This is a genomic window from Micromonospora craterilacus, from assembly GCF_003236315.1.
GTDB lineage: Bacteria > Actinomycetota > Actinomycetes > Mycobacteriales > Micromonosporaceae > Micromonospora > Micromonospora craterilacus.
The window spans coordinates 1-17,571 of the sequence record NZ_POTY01000025.1; the positions used below are offsets into that span (position 1 = coordinate 1).

Annotated in this window: 15 protein-coding genes; 13 read left to right on the forward strand and 2 right to left on the reverse strand. The window is 70.1% G+C overall.

What is annotated here, in order from left to right; all coding sequences use genetic code 11:
• The first annotated feature begins 21 nt into the window (after positions 1–21).
• The 9 genes from C1I95_RS06560 (at position 22) to C1I95_RS06605 (ending at position 10,833) form a co-directional block, all read left to right on the forward strand.
• Complete coding sequence (locus C1I95_RS06560) at positions 22–1,764, forward strand: DUF6119 family protein (protein ID WP_111212867.1); 1,743 nt, start codon at positions 22–24, stop codon at positions 1,762–1,764.
• 142 nt (positions 1,765–1,906) lie between these two features.
• Entirely contained in the window at positions 1,907–2,725 is an 819-nt protein-coding gene (locus tag C1I95_RS06565; RefSeq protein ID WP_111212868.1) for a ribonuclease HI, read from the forward strand.
• Positions 2,726–2,915: 190 nt separating this feature from the next.
• On the forward strand, positions 2,916–3,191 hold the full coding sequence (locus C1I95_RS06570; protein WP_111212869.1) for a hypothetical protein: 276 nt from the start codon (positions 2,916–2,918) through the stop codon (positions 3,189–3,191).
• Between the two features lie 278 nt (positions 3,192–3,469).
• Positions 3,470–5,110 (forward strand): arylsulfotransferase family protein, encoded by a 1,641-nt coding sequence (locus C1I95_RS06575; RefSeq protein WP_111212897.1) that lies wholly within the window; start codon positions 3,470–3,472, stop codon positions 5,108–5,110.
• 291 nt (positions 5,111–5,401) lie between these two features.
• Complete coding sequence (locus C1I95_RS06585; RefSeq protein ID WP_233513397.1) at positions 5,402–7,534, forward strand: PQQ-dependent sugar dehydrogenase; 2,133 nt, start codon at positions 5,402–5,404, stop codon at positions 7,532–7,534.
• A 19-nt stretch (positions 7,535–7,553) separates the two neighbouring features.
• Positions 7,554–8,501: a sugar phosphate isomerase/epimerase family protein gene (locus C1I95_RS06590; RefSeq protein ID WP_111212870.1), complete on the forward strand. Its 948-nt coding sequence runs from the start codon at positions 7,554–7,556 to the stop codon at positions 8,499–8,501.
• A gap of 77 nt (positions 8,502–8,578) precedes the next feature.
• On the forward strand, positions 8,579–9,916 hold the full coding sequence (locus tag C1I95_RS06595) for a TIGR04013 family B12-binding domain/radical SAM domain-containing protein (RefSeq protein WP_111212871.1): 1,338 nt from the start codon (positions 8,579–8,581) through the stop codon (positions 9,914–9,916).
• Positions 9,917–10,009: 93 nt separating this feature from the next.
• Entirely contained in the window at positions 10,010–10,357 is a 348-nt protein-coding gene (locus C1I95_RS06600) for an ArsR/SmtB family transcription factor (RefSeq protein ID WP_111212872.1), read from the forward strand.
• The gene (locus C1I95_RS06605) at positions 10,354–10,833 is read left to right on the forward strand and encodes an SRPBCC family protein (RefSeq protein WP_111212873.1); all 480 of its coding nucleotides are present in this window, start codon (positions 10,354–10,356) and stop codon (positions 10,831–10,833) included. Before C1I95_RS06600 ends, C1I95_RS06605 begins: the two co-directional genes overlap by 4 nt.
• A gap of 672 nt (positions 10,834–11,505) precedes the next feature.
• Here C1I95_RS06605 and pdxR read toward each other — a convergent pair.
• Entirely contained in the window at positions 11,506–12,924 is a 1,419-nt protein-coding gene (gene pdxR, locus C1I95_RS06615; RefSeq protein ID WP_111212875.1) for a MocR-like pyridoxine biosynthesis transcription factor PdxR, read from the reverse strand.
• A gap of 47 nt (positions 12,925–12,971) precedes the next feature.
• On the opposite strand from pdxR, the gene C1I95_RS06620 reads away from it, so the two are divergent.
• On the forward strand, positions 12,972–14,366 hold the full coding sequence (locus C1I95_RS06620; protein WP_111212876.1) for an FAD-binding oxidoreductase: 1,395 nt from the start codon (positions 12,972–12,974) through the stop codon (positions 14,364–14,366).
• On the forward strand, positions 14,363–14,788 hold the full coding sequence (locus tag C1I95_RS06625; protein WP_111212877.1) for a DUF6069 family protein: 426 nt from the start codon (positions 14,363–14,365) through the stop codon (positions 14,786–14,788). The genes C1I95_RS06620 and C1I95_RS06625 overlap by 4 nt, the downstream gene beginning before the upstream one ends.
• Before the next feature lie 44 nt (positions 14,789–14,832).
• Here C1I95_RS06625 and C1I95_RS06630 read toward each other — a convergent pair whose 3' ends face one another.
• On the reverse strand, positions 14,833–15,357 hold the full coding sequence (locus C1I95_RS06630) for an HAD domain-containing protein (RefSeq protein ID WP_111212899.1): 525 nt from the start codon (positions 15,355–15,357) through the stop codon (positions 14,833–14,835).
• Positions 15,358–15,580: 223 nt separating this feature from the next.
• Here C1I95_RS06630 and C1I95_RS06635 point away from each other — a divergent pair, with 223 nt between their 5' ends.
• Together C1I95_RS06635 and C1I95_RS06640 are read left to right on the forward strand one after the other, a co-directional pair.
• On the forward strand, positions 15,581–16,216 hold the full coding sequence (locus tag C1I95_RS06635) for a DUF998 domain-containing protein (RefSeq protein ID WP_158566311.1): 636 nt from the start codon (positions 15,581–15,583) through the stop codon (positions 16,214–16,216).
• Between the two features lie 501 nt (positions 16,217–16,717).
• Positions 16,718–17,539 (forward strand): helix-turn-helix domain-containing protein, encoded by an 822-nt coding sequence (locus tag C1I95_RS06640; protein ID WP_111212879.1) that lies wholly within the window; start codon positions 16,718–16,720, stop codon positions 17,537–17,539.
• The last annotated feature ends 32 nt before the right edge of the window (positions 17,540–17,571 follow it).

Here is a 17,571-nt window from a genome sequence, read left to right on the forward strand (position 1 = left end):
CTCTACGCGAGGAGATCCGCCATGAACCGTGCGACGCACCGAACGAGCAAGCCGGCCGTCCGGCCTGCGGGCCGGCGGGACAGCCGGCGTCCGGACGTCCACCAGCCGTCCCTCTTCGATGCCCCGCCCAACACCGCGCCGACCACCTACCTGACGACTGTCTACCGCCTGCGGGTCGAGCCGACCTACGACGGTCTCGCCACCGCTCTGAACCTCCGCTATCTGCGGGAGCACGGCTTCGCACCGCAGCAGCGCACCGTCGGTGACTCGCCGGCACTGCTGCTGCAGGGGGTCGTTGCGCGGCAGCGGGCCGACTGGTGCGATGCGCTTGCCTCTCTCACCGGGGAGGAGGTGGCGCTGGGCTACAGCAACGGCGGTGCCGCCCTGCTACTCGGCGTCGACGAGCACGTCTACGCGCTGACGTACGGCACCCTCGGCCGGTTCATGGTCGCCGACTCGGCTATGGATCCCACGTTCGGCATCGAGTTCGCCGTGCGGGCGCTGGTGCCGGAGGACATCCGCCAGGTCCGGCGCCGGGTGATGGGCACGCGCGGGCGGGTCGACCGCAGCCTGGTGCCGGGCGGCACGCACATCCGGATGTACGGCATCGACAAATGGGGGGAGATCGTCGGGCAGATCACCGGCCGGACGGACAACCCGACGCTGACCGAGTGCCGCCGGACCGGGCGGCCGATGCGGGTCACCGGCAGTGACTCCTTGCAGCTTCGGCTCGCCTTGTCGCCCGACGGTCTACGCGACGACCTGCGTGAGGTCGCCCGGGTGTGCCGGCAGGCGTCGCCGCTGGCGGATCTGGAGTTCATCACGCAGATCCGCCCCGTCCGGCCCGCCGACCCGCGTCTGGCCGCGCTCACCGCCGAGCTGGACCATCAGCTGGGGCAGGTCGCGCCGACCGACATCGGCGTGGCCGTTCCGGGGCACGCGGCAGACGCCGTCGACCAGGCCGGCTCGTACACGATCCGGATGCCCCGGTCGGGGCGGCGCCGGTCGGTCTATGCGGATTTGGAGCTTGCTGACCTGCTCGCACACTCCCGTGGCGTGCCCGACGGGCAACGTTGGACCAGCCTACGGACGGGACAGGTCACCGTATGCGCCGACGCGGCGGGCCGCGACGAGATCGCCACCGCTCCGGCTTCTCGGTGGCTCACCGCCCAGCTCGCACACGGGACCAGCCAGCTGATGTTGCACGAGGGCCACTGGTACGAAATCGGCGACCAGCACCGGCGGTTCCTGCGGGACGAGGTCGACCAGATCCTGTCCCGCAGCAGCGACGTGCACCTGCCGCCCTGGCCCCTCGGCGAGAACGAGCGGATCTACAACGAGCGCGCGGCGGGCGCCGGGATGGTGCTGCTGGACCGGAAGCTGCTGCGGACGGCCCAGCACCACCGGGGCATCGAGGCGTGCGACCTGCTCGGCCCAAGCGACGAGCTGGTGCACGTCAAGCGGGCCGACACCAGCGCCCCACTCAGCCACCTGTTCACCCAGGGCACGGTGTCCGTCGACGCATTGCTCCACGAGGAGGACGCGCGGCGTGCGCTGATCGAAATGGTGGCCCGGCAGTCGGGACGGGAACTGGCGCCGGACTTCCGCCCGCGGAAGGTCGTCTACGCCATCGCCCTCGGGCGCGGCCGGCCGGTCACCACGGCGACGCTGTTTACCTTCGCACAGGTCGCGCTGTACCGCGCGGTCAAGTCGCTGCGCACCGAGGGCGTCGAAGTCGAAGTCATCGGAATCGCCGCCACCTGAGCCGAGCGGCAATGGTGGCCAGCTCATTGAGCTGCGACACCCCGATCGGTGGCGCGACGGCTATGCCTGTCCGCTCAAGATCCTCTGACCACTCTCCTCACCCCCATCCAGAAATTTCCCACCGCCGCCCCGAGGAGGCGCCGTGCGTCCTGATGAGTTCCTCCGCGCCCTGGACCTGCTTCCCACCGCCCTGTACGACCGTGCGTTCGCGTTGCGCGCCTATGCCGGGGTGACCCGTTGCGAGGAGTGCCAACGAATCGGTGACGCCCTGCGGCTCTGCCTCACCGCAGCGCGCTACGACGAGTTCGCCTCGGCCGGCCAACTGCTCGACACCGCGGAGCAGTTGGCTGGCCGCCACGGTTCGGCCTGCCGCGCCCAGCCCGACCAACAACGGGGTCGCGGCCGGGTCGGTCGTTGGGCGACAGCCTCCGTGGCCGTGGTCGCCGCGACCGACGCCAGCTGGAAGGGACGTGCCGGTGGCATCGGGTACGTCGTCAGCGACGGCCACTACGGCCTGCGCGGTCGGGGCACCGGCCGGATGGATCCCACCGGGTTCTCCCGCGTCCTGATCAATGAGTTGCGGGCGGTCGATTTCCTGCTGTCCGCGTACGACGCGGCACCGGCCGGGATGACCGTGCTGCTGGACAGCCTTGCCGCCCTGCGCTATCTGCACCGCTGGCAGGCCGGCGAGACGACGGCCATGCCGGCCGGCTACAGCCTGCGTACCCGCAGATGGTCCGACCAGCCCACCCTCGTACGGCTCGCCGGGTCGGTGAACCGCCGGCCGGATCTGTCCTTCGGGCACGTCAAGGGGCACACCGGCCACCCGCTCAACGAAGCCGCCGACGGCCTGTCACACATGGCTCGCCGGCGACTCGGTGAGTCGTTCGATGTCCGTCCGCGGGCGCACGCCTTGGTCGACGCCTTCCTGCGCGACTGGCACGCGGCCGTCCCACGTTGACCGGCTCGCTCCCGCCCCGAGGGAGCACGTCACCCGCTGAACCCGCACACCCATACCCTGCCCGTTCTCACCGAAGGGAGCACCGGATGGAGTCGCACCTGTTCGTCGTCCGTCAGCACCACGGGAGCGCGGCCGTGGCCGGCTGGGCCGGCCCCGGCCTGGCCGGCGCCTGACCAGGGAGGACATCGCCGTGCCGAACGACCGGAACCCGCAGCCGAGCGACGAGGACGAGGATGCCTTCGGGGTCGGGGCTTACCAGCTCATGGCCCGGCGGTACGTGCAGGCGCGGCTGGCCGAGCTCCCGCACCGGCCGGAGGGCACCGATGCCCGGCTGCGGGGCCTGCTGGAGATCTACGAGGAGCTGAACGCGCGCGGCCACCCGGAGCCGTTGACGCTGCTGGCCGACGTGCTGGGCATCCCGGTGGAGATTCTGGTCGGGCACCTGCGCTCGGCGAAGCGGGAGTGACCCGGCGAGGGCCCCGCCGATCCGCCCGAAAACTGATAGCTTGACCAGGTAGGAGCCTAATTCGCATTTCCCTCCGGAGTGCGGGGGTAGTGGTGTCGCACCCGATCGGATCCGCGCGGACGAGTCGTCCCGCGGGCAGGCACGGTCGGCGGCGTCTGCCGGCGATACTCGCGCTGGCCGCCGTCGTGCTGGCGGGTGCCGGCGGGGTGGCGTGCACCAGCAGGCCGCCACGGGCGGGCGGGGTTCCGGGTGCCGGCCCGGCGACGGAATCCGGCCGGGTGGCGGATGCTGGCGGTCCCGCGCAGGCCGACGGTCCCACCCAGGCCGACGGTCCCACGCAGGCGGACGGCCCCGGACAAGCGGAGATCCCGGCGTGGGCCGGTGGCCCGCCGGATCCGGACTCGCCGGCGGGCGGCCCACGACCGACCCTGTGCGCGACCGAGCCCTCTCCCGCAGACCCGGCCGGGCAGGCGCCGATCATCTCCGGCAAGGAGGTGTGGAGCTTCGTGTCCGCGCCGCAGTTGCGGCCGATGCGGGTGACCGTTGCGACGCACCGTTCCGGCACCGCGCCCGGGCAGATCTTCGTCGCTCCGTACAGCCGGTCGACCGTGGTCGGCCAGACCGGGTCGCTGATTCTCGGCGACGGCGGTGATCCGGTGTGGTTCCGGCCGCTGCCGTCGCCGAGCCTGCACAACGCCGACTTCAAGGTCCAGACCTGGTACGACCCGACAGCCGGGACGTCGCAGCCGGTGCTGACCTGGTGGCAGGGCACCGTCGCGGATCCGCCGGGCGGGGTGCCGGAGCCGGGTGGCTGCTACTACGTCTACGACTCGCAGTATCGGCTGCGGCAGACGGTCAGCGCGCGCAACGGCTTCCGCGCCGACCCGTACGAGTTCCTGCTCACCCCGCGGGGTACGGCCCTGTTCATCGCGTCCCGGCCGGAGCCGACGGACCTGCGGCCGTACGGTGGGCCGGCTGACGGGGTCCTCCTGAACAGTGAGGTGCAGGAGGTCGACCTGGCCACCGGCGATCTGGTCTTCTCCTGGAACGTCCGCGAGCATGTCGACCCCGCCGAGTCGCAGACGCCGGTGACCTCGGGTGGGGCGTGGGACGCGTACCAGGTGAACTCGGTCGACGAGGGCCCCGACGGGCAGCTGTTGATCTCCGCCGGGAACACCTGGGCGGTCTACGCCGTCGACCGGGGCAGCGGGGACATCCAGTGGCGGCTCGGCGGCCGGCGCAGCGACTTCACCTTCGGCCCGGACGCGAGCTTCTCCTGGCCGCACGACGCCCGGTTCCGGGCCGGCAACCGGATCAGCATGTTCGGCGACGGCTGCTGCGGCCAGCCCGGCGGCAACCCCGGGCAGCGGTCGCACGGGCTGGTCCTCAGCCTCGACCTGGACAACCGTACCGCGAGCGTGGACCGGGCGTACCACCACAAGCCGGCGCCGACCTCGCAGTCGCCGGGGAACCTGCAGGCGTTGCCGAACGGCAACGAGTTCGTCGGGTGGGGGCAGCAGCCGTACTACTCCGAGTACGCGGGCGACGGCAGCACCTCAGGCGACGGTAAGCGGAACCTGCTCTACGACGCGCGGATGCCCGGGGAGAACGCCTCCTACCGAGCCTTCCGCAACGAGTGGGTCGGTACGCCGTACTATCCGCCGAGCGTGGCGGTGCGGCGCGAGGGCGCGCAGAGCGTGGTCCACGCCTCGTGGAACGGGTCGACCGAGACCCGGGCGTGGCAGGTGCTCGCCGGCCCGGATCCGGAGTCGCTGGCGGTGGTCGTCGAGCACGCCATGCGGACCGGGTTCGAGACGACGGTCGGCACGGTCAACGCCGGGCCGTACTTCCAGGTGCGGGCGTTGGACCAGGATCGCGCGGTCCTGTCGACCTCGGCCGTGGTTCGCCTCGACGGCTGACCGGGTCCGGTAGGCGAAGCCGCCGGTTTCCCCATCATCATGCCCCCTTTCGTCGTCTTAGCGAAAAGTTGTGCCGAAGTCTGCCGTAAGCCATGGACATATCTACATTCCTTTTGTTAGCTTCGGGCCGGCGGCATCGATCAACACCCAACCACGCCCAGGTCCTGCGCCCGCGTCGCCCACCTGCGGCGGCGACGGGCGACTTGGTGCTGCCCACCGCACCCAGCTAGGAGGAACCGAACCGGTACGTCCCCGACCTGCCCGATAAGTCCTCAGTAGAAGGAGAGGCAGTTGAAGAGACGACTCGCGCTCGCCGTGGCGGGCCTGACCACCATCGCCCTCGTCGCCACGCCCACCATCTCGTCGGCCGCCCCGAACCCCTCGGCGGCCGCACCCGGCTCCACCACCGCACCCCCGGAGACGGCCTTCCAGAAGGTCACCCTCAACGACCGCCCGGGCGAACCGATGGACCTCGCCGTGCTGCCCGACAATCGGGTGCTGCACGTGACCCGCAAGGGCGAAGTCTGGTTACACAACCCCGATACCGGCCGCAACACCCTCGCCGCCACGCTGGACGTCTACCAGCACGACGAGGAGGGCCTGCAGAACGTCGCGATCGACCCCGGCTTCGGCAAGGGCGGCAACAACTGGGTCTACCTGTACTACTCGCCGCCGATGAACACCCCGGTCGACGACCCGTCCACTCCGGACGTCAACGAGGGCGACGCGCCGGCCTGGGGCACCGAGGCGGACTTCGCGCCGTTCGAGGGGGTGATCCGGCTCTCCCGGTTCCGCCTGGTCAAGGACAAGCTGGACCTGACCACCGAGCAGCAGATCCTCGACGTGCCGGTCGACCGGGGCATCTGCTGCCACGTCGGCGGGGACATCGTCTTCGACGGCAAGGGCAACCTGTACCTGTCCACCGGCGACGACACCAACCCGTTCGAGTCCGGCGGCTACGCACCCATCGACGAGCGCCCCGGCCGCAACCCGGCGTACGACGCGCAGCGCAGCTCGGCCAACACCAACGACCTGCGCGGCAAGATCCTGCGGATCAAGGTGGGCGCGAACGGCAAGTACACGATTCCGGACGGGAACCTGTTCAAGAAGGGCACGGCCGGCACCCGGCCGGAGATCTACCTGATGGGTCTGCGCAACCCGTTCCGGATCGAGCTGAACCGCAAGACCAACGAGCTGTACGTCGCCGACTACTCGCCGGACGCCGGCCAGCCCGACCCGCAGCGCGGACCGGCCGGGCAGGGCAAGTGGCTCGTCGCCCGCAAAGCCAGCAACCACGGCTGGCCCTACTGCGCCACCGCGCAGCTGCCGTACGTGGACTACGACTTCGCCACCGGCCGGTCCGGGCAGACGTTCGACTGCTCGGCGCCGGTCAACGAGTCCCCGCACAACACCGGGCTGCGGAAGCTACCTCGGGTGGAGCAGCCGGACGTGTGGTACGGCTACGGCCTCTCGCCGCAGTTCCCCGAGCTGGGCACGGGCGGCATCGGACCGATGGCCGGGCCGGCGTACCAGTTCTCCTTCCCGGCGACCCGGGGCCGCGCGCCGGTGGCCTGGCCGGCGTACTACGACGGCAAGCCGCTGTTCTACGAGTGGACCCGGGACTACGTGAAGGCGTTTCAGCTGAACCGGAGCGGCAAGCTGAGCGGGATCGAGTCGGTGCTGCCGTCGGTCATCTTCGACAACCCGATGGATCTCGAGTTCGGTCCGAACGGCGCGCTCTACGTGCTGGAGTACGGCGACGGCTTCTTCAGTGAGAACCCGGACGCGCAGCTGGCCCGGATCGACCACATCGGCTGGGACGGCAACCACAGCCCGGTGCCCCAGGTCTCGGCCACGCAGACCAACGGACTCGCGCCGCTGACCGTCGAGTTCTCCAGCGAGGGCACCACGGATCCCGACGGTGACCGACTGACGTACGAGTGGTACCTCGACGACGACAACAAGGTCGACGCGCGCTCGCCGAACCCGACGTTCACGTACCGGAAGAACGGCATCTACCACGCGACGCTCAAGGTGACCGACCCGAAGGGACGCTCGGCCGCCGCGTCGGTCCGGGTGGTGGTCGGCAACGCCGAGCCGGTGGTCGAGCTGGTCACGCCGGTCGTCGGCCAGCCGTTCACCTTCGGCGACACCGTGCAGTTCGAGGTACGGGTCACCGACGACCAGCCGGTGGACTGTGCCCGGGTCAGCGTGACGTACATCCTGGGCCACGACGACCACGGCCACCCGATGACCACCGCCAACGGCTGCACCGGTTCGATCACCACCACGGTGCCCTCCGGTCACGACCCGGAGACCGACAACCTGTCCGCGGTGTTCGTCGCCTCGTACACCGACCCGGGTGGGGACGGCCTGCCGGCCCTGACCGGAACCGACGAGGTCGTCCTCGTCCCCAGCCACTAGACCACGGAAGGAGTGAAACATGTGTTACGGATACGACGGGAAGGCCGCGCTGCGGCGATCCGTCATTGACCGACGGGGACTGCTGCGCGGTTCGTTGGCGGCGGCCGCCGGCGTCGGGCTCGCCACGTCGGGGATCGGCGCGACGGCCGCGGCGGCCGGTCCCGGTACGACCGGGCGCAAGCACGTGCCCCCGGGCCTGATCAGCATCCAGCTGTGGACGGTCCGCGACGCCCTGTCGGGTGCGCCGGGGTACGACGCCACCCTCAAGCATCTCGCCCGGATCGGCTACCCGAAGGTGGAGCTGGCGCTCGGCTACTTCGGGCGCAGCGCCGGCCAGCTGCGCCGGTTCCTGGACGGCATCGGGATCAAGGCCAGCTCCAGCCACGACGGGATCAGCGGCGACCCGGCCGCCCTGCGGGAAAAGATCCAGAACGCGGTCACCCTGGGCCAGAAGTTCATGGTGGTGCCGTATCTGTACTCCGAGAACGCCGACGACTGGAAGCGTTGGGCGGAGCAGATGAACGTTGAGGCCGCGGCGGCCCGCAAAGCCGGCCTGCGGTACGGCTACCACAACCACGCCCATGAGTTCACCATCGACCTCGGTCGGGGCCGGCGCCCGTGGGACGTGTTGACCGCGGAACTCGATCCCAAACTCGTCCACCTGGAGATCGACATCTACTGGGCGGTCACCGGTGGCATCAACTCCGGCGACGGCGTGGCCGACCCCGAGGGCTTCACCCTGGACGTCATCCGGTGCGCGCGGCAGGAGGTCCTGCAGTACCACGTCAAGGACCGGCACGCGGCCGACGGCGACATGGCGGACCTGGGCACCGGAATGATCGACTTCGGTCGCATCTTCCGGAAGCACTCGGTGCTCGAATACATCGTGGAAAACGACACCCCCGATGTGACCCCCCAGCAGACCGCCGAGGTCGGCTACCGCTACCTGCGCAACCTGCGGTACTGATTCCCGGTCAGCAGTGCTGACGGACACCGGGGCCGGCCGCTCCGAGTCGGCCCCGGTGTCCTGGCACAATCGCCGCCATGAGCGCTCCCGAGCTGGTGTTGGTGCTGCGCTACCGCAAGGCGGTGACGTACGGCCTGCACGTCCTGCTCGGCGCGCTGGAGCAGCACGCCACCGGCACCCGGTACGAGGTGCGCTTCGGCGAGACGCCGGAGGCCACCGCCGCGCACATCCGGGACGCGGCCCCCGCAGCGGCCCGGGTGCTGGTGCTGTGGTCCTTCTACTCCCCCGACGCCGAGTCCCTCGCCCGGGAACTCGCCGAGATCCGCGGTATGGCCGACGCGCCGAACGTGACGCACCTCGCCGGCGGGGTGCACGCGACCGCCGAGCCGGTGCAGACCCTGGACGCCGGCTGGGACATCGCGGCCGTCGGGGAGGGCGAGACGACGCTGCTGAGCCTGGTGGACGCGGTCGGCGACCCGACCGGCATCGCCGGTCTCGCCTACCGGGACGCCACCGGCACCGTGATCAGGACCGGCCGCCCGCAGCGCCAGCCGCTCGACGACTTCCGTGGCTTCTCGCTGCGCTGGGACCGGTTCAACGCCCTGGAGATCACCCGGGGCTGTGTCTTCTCCTGCAGATTCTGTCAAACACCCTTCATGTTCTCGGCTCGCTTCCGGCATCGGAGCGTCACCAACGTGCGGTGGCACGTCGACCAGATGCGGGCCCGCGGCCTGCGCGACGTCCGGTTCATCACGCCGACGGCGTTGAGCTACGGCAGCCAGACCGAGGAGCCGAACCTCGACGCAGTCGAGGAGTTGCTGGCCAGCTGCAAGGAAGGGATCGGGCCGAACGGGCGGGTCTTCTTCGGTTCCTTCCCGAGCGAGATCCGACCCGAGCACGTCAGCCGGCAGGCGCTCAGGCTGGTCAAGAAGTACTGCGCGAACAACAACATCATCGTCGGCGCCCAGTCCGGCTCCGACCGGGTTCTCGACGCCGCCAAACGCGGCCACGGTGTCGAGGAGGTCAAGCGGGCCGCGCGGCTCGGCATCGAGGAAGGTTTCCGGATCAACGTCGACATGATCTTCGGCATGCCCGGCGAGAGCGAGAAGGACGTCGCCGACTCACTGGGCCTCGCTCGTGACCTGGCCGACCTCGGAGCCCGTATCCACGCGCACACCTTCATGCCACTGCCCGGCACCCCGTGGCGCGACGCCCCGCCCGGCGACGTCGACCCCGAGACGATCCGAGAGGTGGACCGCCTCTCGCAGCGCGGCGCCCTCTACGGACACTGGCAGAAGCAGCGCGACCACGCCGCCCGTCTCGCGGCGGCCGCCGAGGCGTATCCCCGCCCCGGACGCAGCCGAACGATCCTGCCTCAGCTCCCCCGGAACGAAACACCGTTGGCAGCGGACTGACGCCTCAGGGCTTCGACTACCCACGGGCACTCAGCGCTACCGGCGCCGGCCGACTCGGCCGCCCTGAGAAATGGCGGGACTTGACCGACCCCGTTGGTAAGCCGTAGCTTACCGTTCGTGGCCAGTTACCGAACAGAGGACGGGTGGGACGCCCTGGGCGACCCGACGCGGCGGGCGATCATCGCGTGTCTCGCGGAGCGGCCAAGGGCGGTCGGCGAGCTGGCCGCGGTGCTGCCGGTCAGCCGGCCAGCGGTGTCCCAACACCTGCGGGTGCTGAAGGACGCAGGTCTGGTGACGGACCGCACCGCGGGCACGCGGCGTGTCTACCGACTCAATCCCGCCGGCGTGGCCGCGTTACGAGATCAGCTCGACACCTACTGGAGCCGGGCGTTGGACGGCTTCAGGGACGTTACCGAGCGTCCGGACGAGGAGGAATCATGAGTGGCACGGATACGGTGGTGCGGCGGCAGATCGTGGTCGACGCGCCAGTTGAACGGGCGTTCGCGGTGTTCACGCAGCGGTTTGGCGACTTCAAGCCGAAGGAGCACAACCTGCTGGGTTCACCGATCGCGGAGACTGTGTTCGAGCCGAAGGTCGGTGGGCACATCTATGACCGCGGCGAGGACGGCAGTGAGTGCGCCTGGGCGCGAATCCTCGCCTTCGAGCCGCCGGACCGGATCGTGTTCAGCTGGGACATCAGCCCGGCATGGCAGGTCGAACAGGATCCGGACAACGCCAGCGAGGTCGAGGTCCGGTTCGTTGCCGAGACACCACAGCGGACCCGGGTTGAGTTGGAGCACCGCAACCTGGACCGGCACGGTCCGGGCTGGGAGTCGGTTCGTGACGGCGTCGCTCACGACCAGGGCTGGCCGCTGTACCTGGACCGCTACGCCGCTCTGTTCATCGACGCCAGTTGACGCGGGGGCGATGAGACGGGCGCACCCGGGCGTTCACCTTCGTCGCCGGTATCGGGCCGGCCCTGACCTTCGTTCGCGCCCGACCATGAGCGACCGCGCCCGGACCGCGGCATGATGAAGTCCGGGGCAAGGCCACCTTGCCTCTCGCCCCGGCTCAGGGCCAGGGCGGGAGGAGTTGCCGGAGCAGCCCGGCAGAAGGCTCGGATCCAGGTACCGGACCGCGACGCGTTCGTGAACGGTGACGTTGCTGGTGCGGTCGCCGGAAACGCGGGCGGCCAGGAGCCGGATGTCGAGGAGTTTGCCGTTGGCAGTGACGCGGATCTTCCCGTCGCCCGTGCCGGCGAGGCCGGAACGGCAGTGGACGCAGCCGAAGGCGAGCAGGGGAAGGCGCGTACGCCGAACGGTCCAGGGCAGCACGATATGAGGACGCGTAGACATGATCTCTCTCTGAAGACCTGACGAAAGGCATGGGAAACGAGCCGACGGCGACGTCGGCGACCGATGCGCGGGAAGGTGTCAGGTCTAAAGAGCAGGCGGGGTCACGCGGGGTGAAGTCCTCTCGTGAGTGGATCGGCGAAGAAGATCCAGCTACAAGGTAGGGCGGGCCGGGCTGGCGAGGCCACCCATTTCGTCCTGGTGCCGGGCAGCAACGGCGATACCCCGGTTCGAGGCTTACTTGTCCGCGCGGACCTCCGCGACCGCGTCGGCAAGGGCTTCCACTCCGTCTGTGATGACGCGTTCGGTGAGAGTGCCGTAGCCGAAGATCAGACCGCCGGGTCCGGCGGGGCTCAGTCGGTACTGGGAGACGCCTTGCACGACCAGTCCGTGCCGGGCGGCGGCGGCCACCACCGCGGCCTCGTCGAGGTCGTGCGGGAGCCAGGTTACGACGTGTTGGCCCGCCGCGACACCGACCGGTTTCAGTTCGGGCAGCCGGGTGCGCAGTGCGGCCAGGAGTACGTCGCGGCGGCGGCGGTAGACCGGGCGCATGCGCCGGAGGTGCCGGTCGAATTCGCCACGGGCGAGGAAGTCGGCGAAGGTCAGTTGGTCGATGACGGGAGAGCCGCGGTCGGCAAGTACCTTGGCCGCCGTGATGTCGTCGACCAGGTGTGACGGCGCCAGCAGCCAGCCGAGGCGCAGCCCCGGCGCCAGGGTCTTGCTCGCGGTGCCGCAGTACACGACGGTGTCGGGTGCCAGCCCCTGCATGGCGCCGATGGGCAAGCGATCGTAGCGGTACTCCGCGTCGTAGTCGTCCTCGATCACCACGGCGCGTCGACGCTGCGCCCAGTCGATCACCCGGGCCCGCGCGGAGGCCGACAGGACCCCGCCGGTGGGCCACTGGTGCGAGGGCGTCAGGACGACGGCGTCCGCGTCGGTACGTTCCAGTTCCTCGACGAGAATGCCGTCCGGCCCGACCGGGATGCCGATCACGTCCAGGCCGGCGTTGGCCGCGACGAGGCGGGCGTCGTCGTCCGGGGAGGGATCCTCGACGGCCAGCCGGCGGGCGCCGCGCGCCGCGAGTACCTGGATCAGCAGCGCGACGCCCTGGCCGTAGCCATTGCAGATTACGACGTTCTCCGGGCGGGCCGACGTGCCACGGACGCGGTTGAGGTAGTCGGTCAGGGCTGCGTGCAGTTCGGGCACGCCCCGCCCGTCGAGGTAGGCGAAGCGTTCATTCGGCGTGGTGGTGAGGACCGTACGCACCGAACGCAGCCACGCGGCCCGGGGGAACGACGACACGTCGGTGCGGCCGTACCCGAAGTCGATCCGGGCCGCCGGCCGATCCCCGGCGCGGCGATCCATTCCCGTCGGAACCGGCTCGACCGCAACCTGGGTGTAGCCGCCCGCCCGACTGGTCAGGTAGCCCTCGGCGACGAGTTGCTGGTATGCCTCGACCACGACCCCGCGGGACACTCCCAGATCGGCTGAAATGGTCCGGCTGGGTGGCAGGGACGTGCCGAGACGCAACCGGCCGGCCCGGATGCTGCCCCGGATCGAGGCGGCGATCTGCCGGTGCAGCGGTTCGGCCGCGGACCGGTCGACATCGATGAGCAGGTCTTCGGCCGTACTCGAATTGGTCCTGGTTCGGCCCATGCAATCGGACCTTACCGGGTGTACCGATTTCCGTCAGGCTCAGACGTATGACGACAGCGAACAGCCCTCGCCTCGACGGCCGCCTCCTCACCGCGGGCGACCCGGGTTACGACGCGGCCCGCACCGTCTGGAACGCCATGATTGACCGGCGCCCGCGGATGATCGTGCGGGCCGCGAGCGTCACCGACGTGGTGACCGCGGTGCGCCTGGCCCGCGAACTCGACCTGGAGATCGGCGTACGCGGCGGCGGGCACAACGTAGCCGGCCTCGCTGTACCCGCGGACGGCCTGATGATCGACCTGACCCCGTTGAACGGCGTGCGGGTCGACCCGATCCGTCGGCGCGCCCGGGTCCAGGGCGGCGCGCTGCTCGGCGCACTCGACCGGGCGTCGCAGCGATACGGCCTCGCCACGACCGCCGGCAATGTCTCGCACACCGGGGTCGGCGGCCTGACCCTCGGCGGCGGCATGGGCTGGCTCGCCCGCCAACATGGTTTGGCCTGCGACAACGTCGTCTCCTTCAGGATGGTCACCGCCGACGGGGAGGTGGTGACCGCGAGCCGAACCGAGAACCCCGACCTCTACTGGGGCCTGCGCGGCGGAGGCGGCAACTTCGGCACCGTCACCGAATTCGAGTTCCAACTGCACCACACCGGAACGCAGACCCTGGTCGCCGAGTTCGACTTCCGCGCCGAGGACGCCGTGCCGGTGCTCGAAGGCTGGCGGGACCTCAACGCCGTCGCGCCACGGCAGGCGACCTTCACCGCCGATGTCCACAGCACCGCCAGCGGCCCTATCGCCACCGTCGGCTTCGTATGGGTCGGCGACTCTGCACCGGGTCACCGGTTGCTGCCGGCGATGCGCGCGCTCGGGCGCCCGGTCGCCGAGCGGGTCACCACCCCGTCATACCTCGAACTCCAGCAACGCGACGACACCACCGGCGGCCACGCCTACCGCCGGTACTCCAGCGCGCACTACCTGCGCCAGTTCCCCACCGCCGCGATCGAGGCGTTCCTGCTGCGCGGCGCGGCAGACCTACACGCCGGCGCCCAACTGCCCGGCGTCGGTTTGCAGGCGTACGGTGGCGCGATCGCCGACGTCGGGGATACCGACGCCGCCTTCAGTCACCGCGGCACCACGTTCGAGTTCGGCGCCGGCTCCCGCTGGACCGAGCCATCCGAAGACGACGACCGGATGGCAGCGGCTCGCAGTGCCGGAGCCGCGCTCGACCCGTACGCCGACGGGGTCTACGTCAACTCGCTCGCCGCCGACGAGGGGCAACGCGGGGTACGCCGTGCATACCCGGCCGCCAAGCTCGCCAGGCTGACCGCCCTCAAGACCGTCTGGGATCCGCAGAACGTCTTTCACCTCAACCACAACATCCGGCCCAGCCACGCCGGAGCCGCCATTGAGAATGCCGACAGATGGAAAGGATGCTCATGACCTCCACCGACCCCACCGTCCATCTCAGCACCCCCCGCCAGCAGCGCAGCCGGCTGTTCCTGCCGGGCCTGGCCGCAGCGGCGGCCGCAGCCGTCGCCGTGACGGCCTTCGCGGCCATCGCCATGGCGGTCGGTGTCGATCTCGAGCTGCCCGACGGCGGCGAGTCGATTCCGCTGCTCGGCTTCACACAGCTCACGTTCACCTTCAGCGTTGTGGGCATCCTTGTCGCCCTGGCGATCCGCCGTTGGGCGTCTCAGCCAGCACGCATCTGGGTCCGCACCGCGGTGGCACTCACCGCGCTGTCGCTCGTACCACCGTTTCTGGTCGACGCCAACCTCGCCACCGAATGCACGCTCGTGCTCGCACACCTGATCGCCGCCGCAGTCGTGATCCCCATCATCGCCCGCCGGCTGGCAATCTGACGACGAACACCAATCCGCCCGGAGCGGCAGATATGCGCGGCCGATCAACCGACTTCGTTGCGAAGGTCAAGCCATTGACACACTGCCGCGAGGTCGATGTCGGTCAGTCCCAGGTGCGGATCGACACGGTGTAGTAGTGCCGGTTGTGGGTGGTGTGCGGCGATCCATCGTCGGTCGACGTCGGTGGTCTCGTCGTCGAGCCAGACGAACGGGCGTCCCGCCGCCCAACGCGCCAACGATCTGGTCTTCCAGTGCACGCCGCGCGGTGGTTCCTCGTCATCGTCGGGCCAGTTCATGACGGGCAGAGCGGGAAGGCCGATCCGGGGCGCCACGACTTCGTTCGCTTCGGCCATCCAGGTGCTGGCCCAGATCAGTTCACCTGGCAGAGCGAGCAGCCGACGACCGTCGGCGGGATCAAGACGGTCCAGCAGCGGATTGCCCGAGCCGTCGGGATCGTCTCCCGCCCCGCCGTTCCAACGCCGATCGGCTCCGGATGGCCGGGCTCTGAGCGGGATCAGCACGCCGTCGATGTCGACAAAGATCAACGGTCGTCCGATCCTGGCAGGCATTGTCGAACCGTACCGTGATTGGTGTTCCGGGCGTTTGCGCGCCTCAATTCTGAAGGTGATCCGCCCCACGAGGGTTGGCGCCGACAACCATGGTTGCGAAGGCCCGATTGGGCGGCCTGGCCCCGAATTGAGAACGCCAGTGTTCGCACCGGACCTCCGGGCCAGGTGCTTGACACCTGTGCCGGTGACACGGGCCAGGAGGGTCAGCACGTACGGTGCTGGGATGCGAGTCGTACCCGGATGGGCGCTGGCCTCCGCCGTGGCGGCGCCGATCCTCCTGGTCGGTGGCTGGACCCTCGGCGCGGCCCGCCAGCCCGGCGGGTTCGATCAGATCACCGGCACGATCAGCGCGCTCGCCGCCGTCGGCGCGACCGACCGATGGATCATGACGCTGGGTCTGGCCGGCCTCGGGCTGTGTCACTGCGTGACCGCCGCCGGGCTACGTCCACTTGCGCCCGCCGGAAGGGCGCTGCTCGCCCTCGGCGGGATGGGCACCCTGGCGGTGGCGGCGTTCCCGCTGCCGTCCGGCGACGGGGGTTCGGTGCCGCACACGCTCGCTGCGGCCGTGGCCTTCGGCGCGCTGGCGCTCTGGCCGGCCCTCGCACCGCCGCGCGCCAAGCCGACAACGGGGTACGCGGGGCCGACGGCCGGATACCTGCGACGGCGGGCACCCTGGGTGGCGCTGGCGGTCGGCTTGTTGCTGCCGGTGGCCTGGTTCGTGGTCGAGATGGCCGCCGGGGGTGAGCGGGTCGGCCTGGCCGAGCGGGTCGCGGCCGGCGCGGAGGCGCTCGCACCCCTGCTGGTGGCCGCCGGGTTGCGCCGAGGGGCTGGCCCGCCGCCGGCAGGCCGACGAGACTGACGCCTCCGCGGGCCCGACCCGCGCCGGCGGCCGAGACCTGGGCGGCCTTGACCACACAGCAGATGCGCCACTCCCGGCAGGCGAGGAATCTGGCTCAGTGCAGCCCGGTGGCACCTGACCGAAATCCACGATGCGCACCTGGCCGCCCAGTTGCGCGAGTGGATCGACATCAAGTCGCGCCTCGTGGGACGTGCTGGCTCCGTCCTGGACGCAACTGCTCGTCCGCTACGCCAAGGACCTGGAACTGTTCGCGACTGATCCTGACAATTCGCCGCTAGAAATCGATCACCTCGTGGGGCCGGCGTGCGAATGGGGCAGCGCGACGTCGGGCTCTTGGGGGAAGCGTCCGATATGGCTCCAGGACGTGCCACCTCGCGATCCGTACCTGTAATGACCGCCCTCCTGCACGGCTTTCAGGGGCAGGTTATGTGACGGCACGTTTGCAGGCTGTAGGGTGGCGGGCGTCTTTCGTCGTGAGAGGCGCAGCGCGGAGGTGGGGCCATGCCGATCACAGGGCAGCGCGTGGTACGTCGGACTCTGGGCCGGCGGCTGACCCGACTCCGGGTGGCCTGCGGCAAGAGCCGGCGAGAGGTCGCCGAAGCGAAGCTGGGCATCTCCGAGCCGACGCTGCACCGGATCGAGACCGGCAAGGTCCCGGTGACGGCGGCGAACGTCCGGGCGCTCTGCTGGCTCTACGGTGCCGACCAGAGCATCACCGACGCGCTGGCCGAGCTGGCGTTGGGCACCTCTCAGCAGGAGTGGTGGGACAGCAGCCCGGTGATCCCAGACTGGTTCAAGCTCTACGTGGGTCTGGAGGCCAGCGCCAGCCGGATCTCCACCTACTATGGCGAGGTCATACCCGGCGAACTGCAGACCGAGCAGTACGCGATGGCCGTGTTCGAGGCCGAAAAGCCAGCCGACGCCGAGGCCGCGCACCGGCACGTCAAGCTGCGGATGCAGCGGCAGAAGGCGCTTTTCACGCGTACCCCGGCTCCGCGGATCGTGACCGTCCTCGGCGAGGATGTGCTCACCCGACCCGTAGGCGGTAAGAGTGTTCTCGACGGTCAGGTCGAGCACCTGCGCCGGGTCGCGAAGCTCGACTCGGTGGACATCAGGGTGCTGCCCTTCTCAGTCGGCGCGCACGCCGCGATGGCCGGCGCGTTTCGCATCCTGGACTTCGACGCCCCGGACGACCCGAACACGGTGTACCTGGAGTCCCACATCGGCGCGCTCTACCTGGAGGAGCCGCGCGAGATCGACGAGTACCGCCGGATATTCATGATGGTCCACGACGCCTCCGTTCCGTTGGACGCCTTCCGATAAGGTGCCGCGGGTATGGTCCCCCTCGAGCCCGG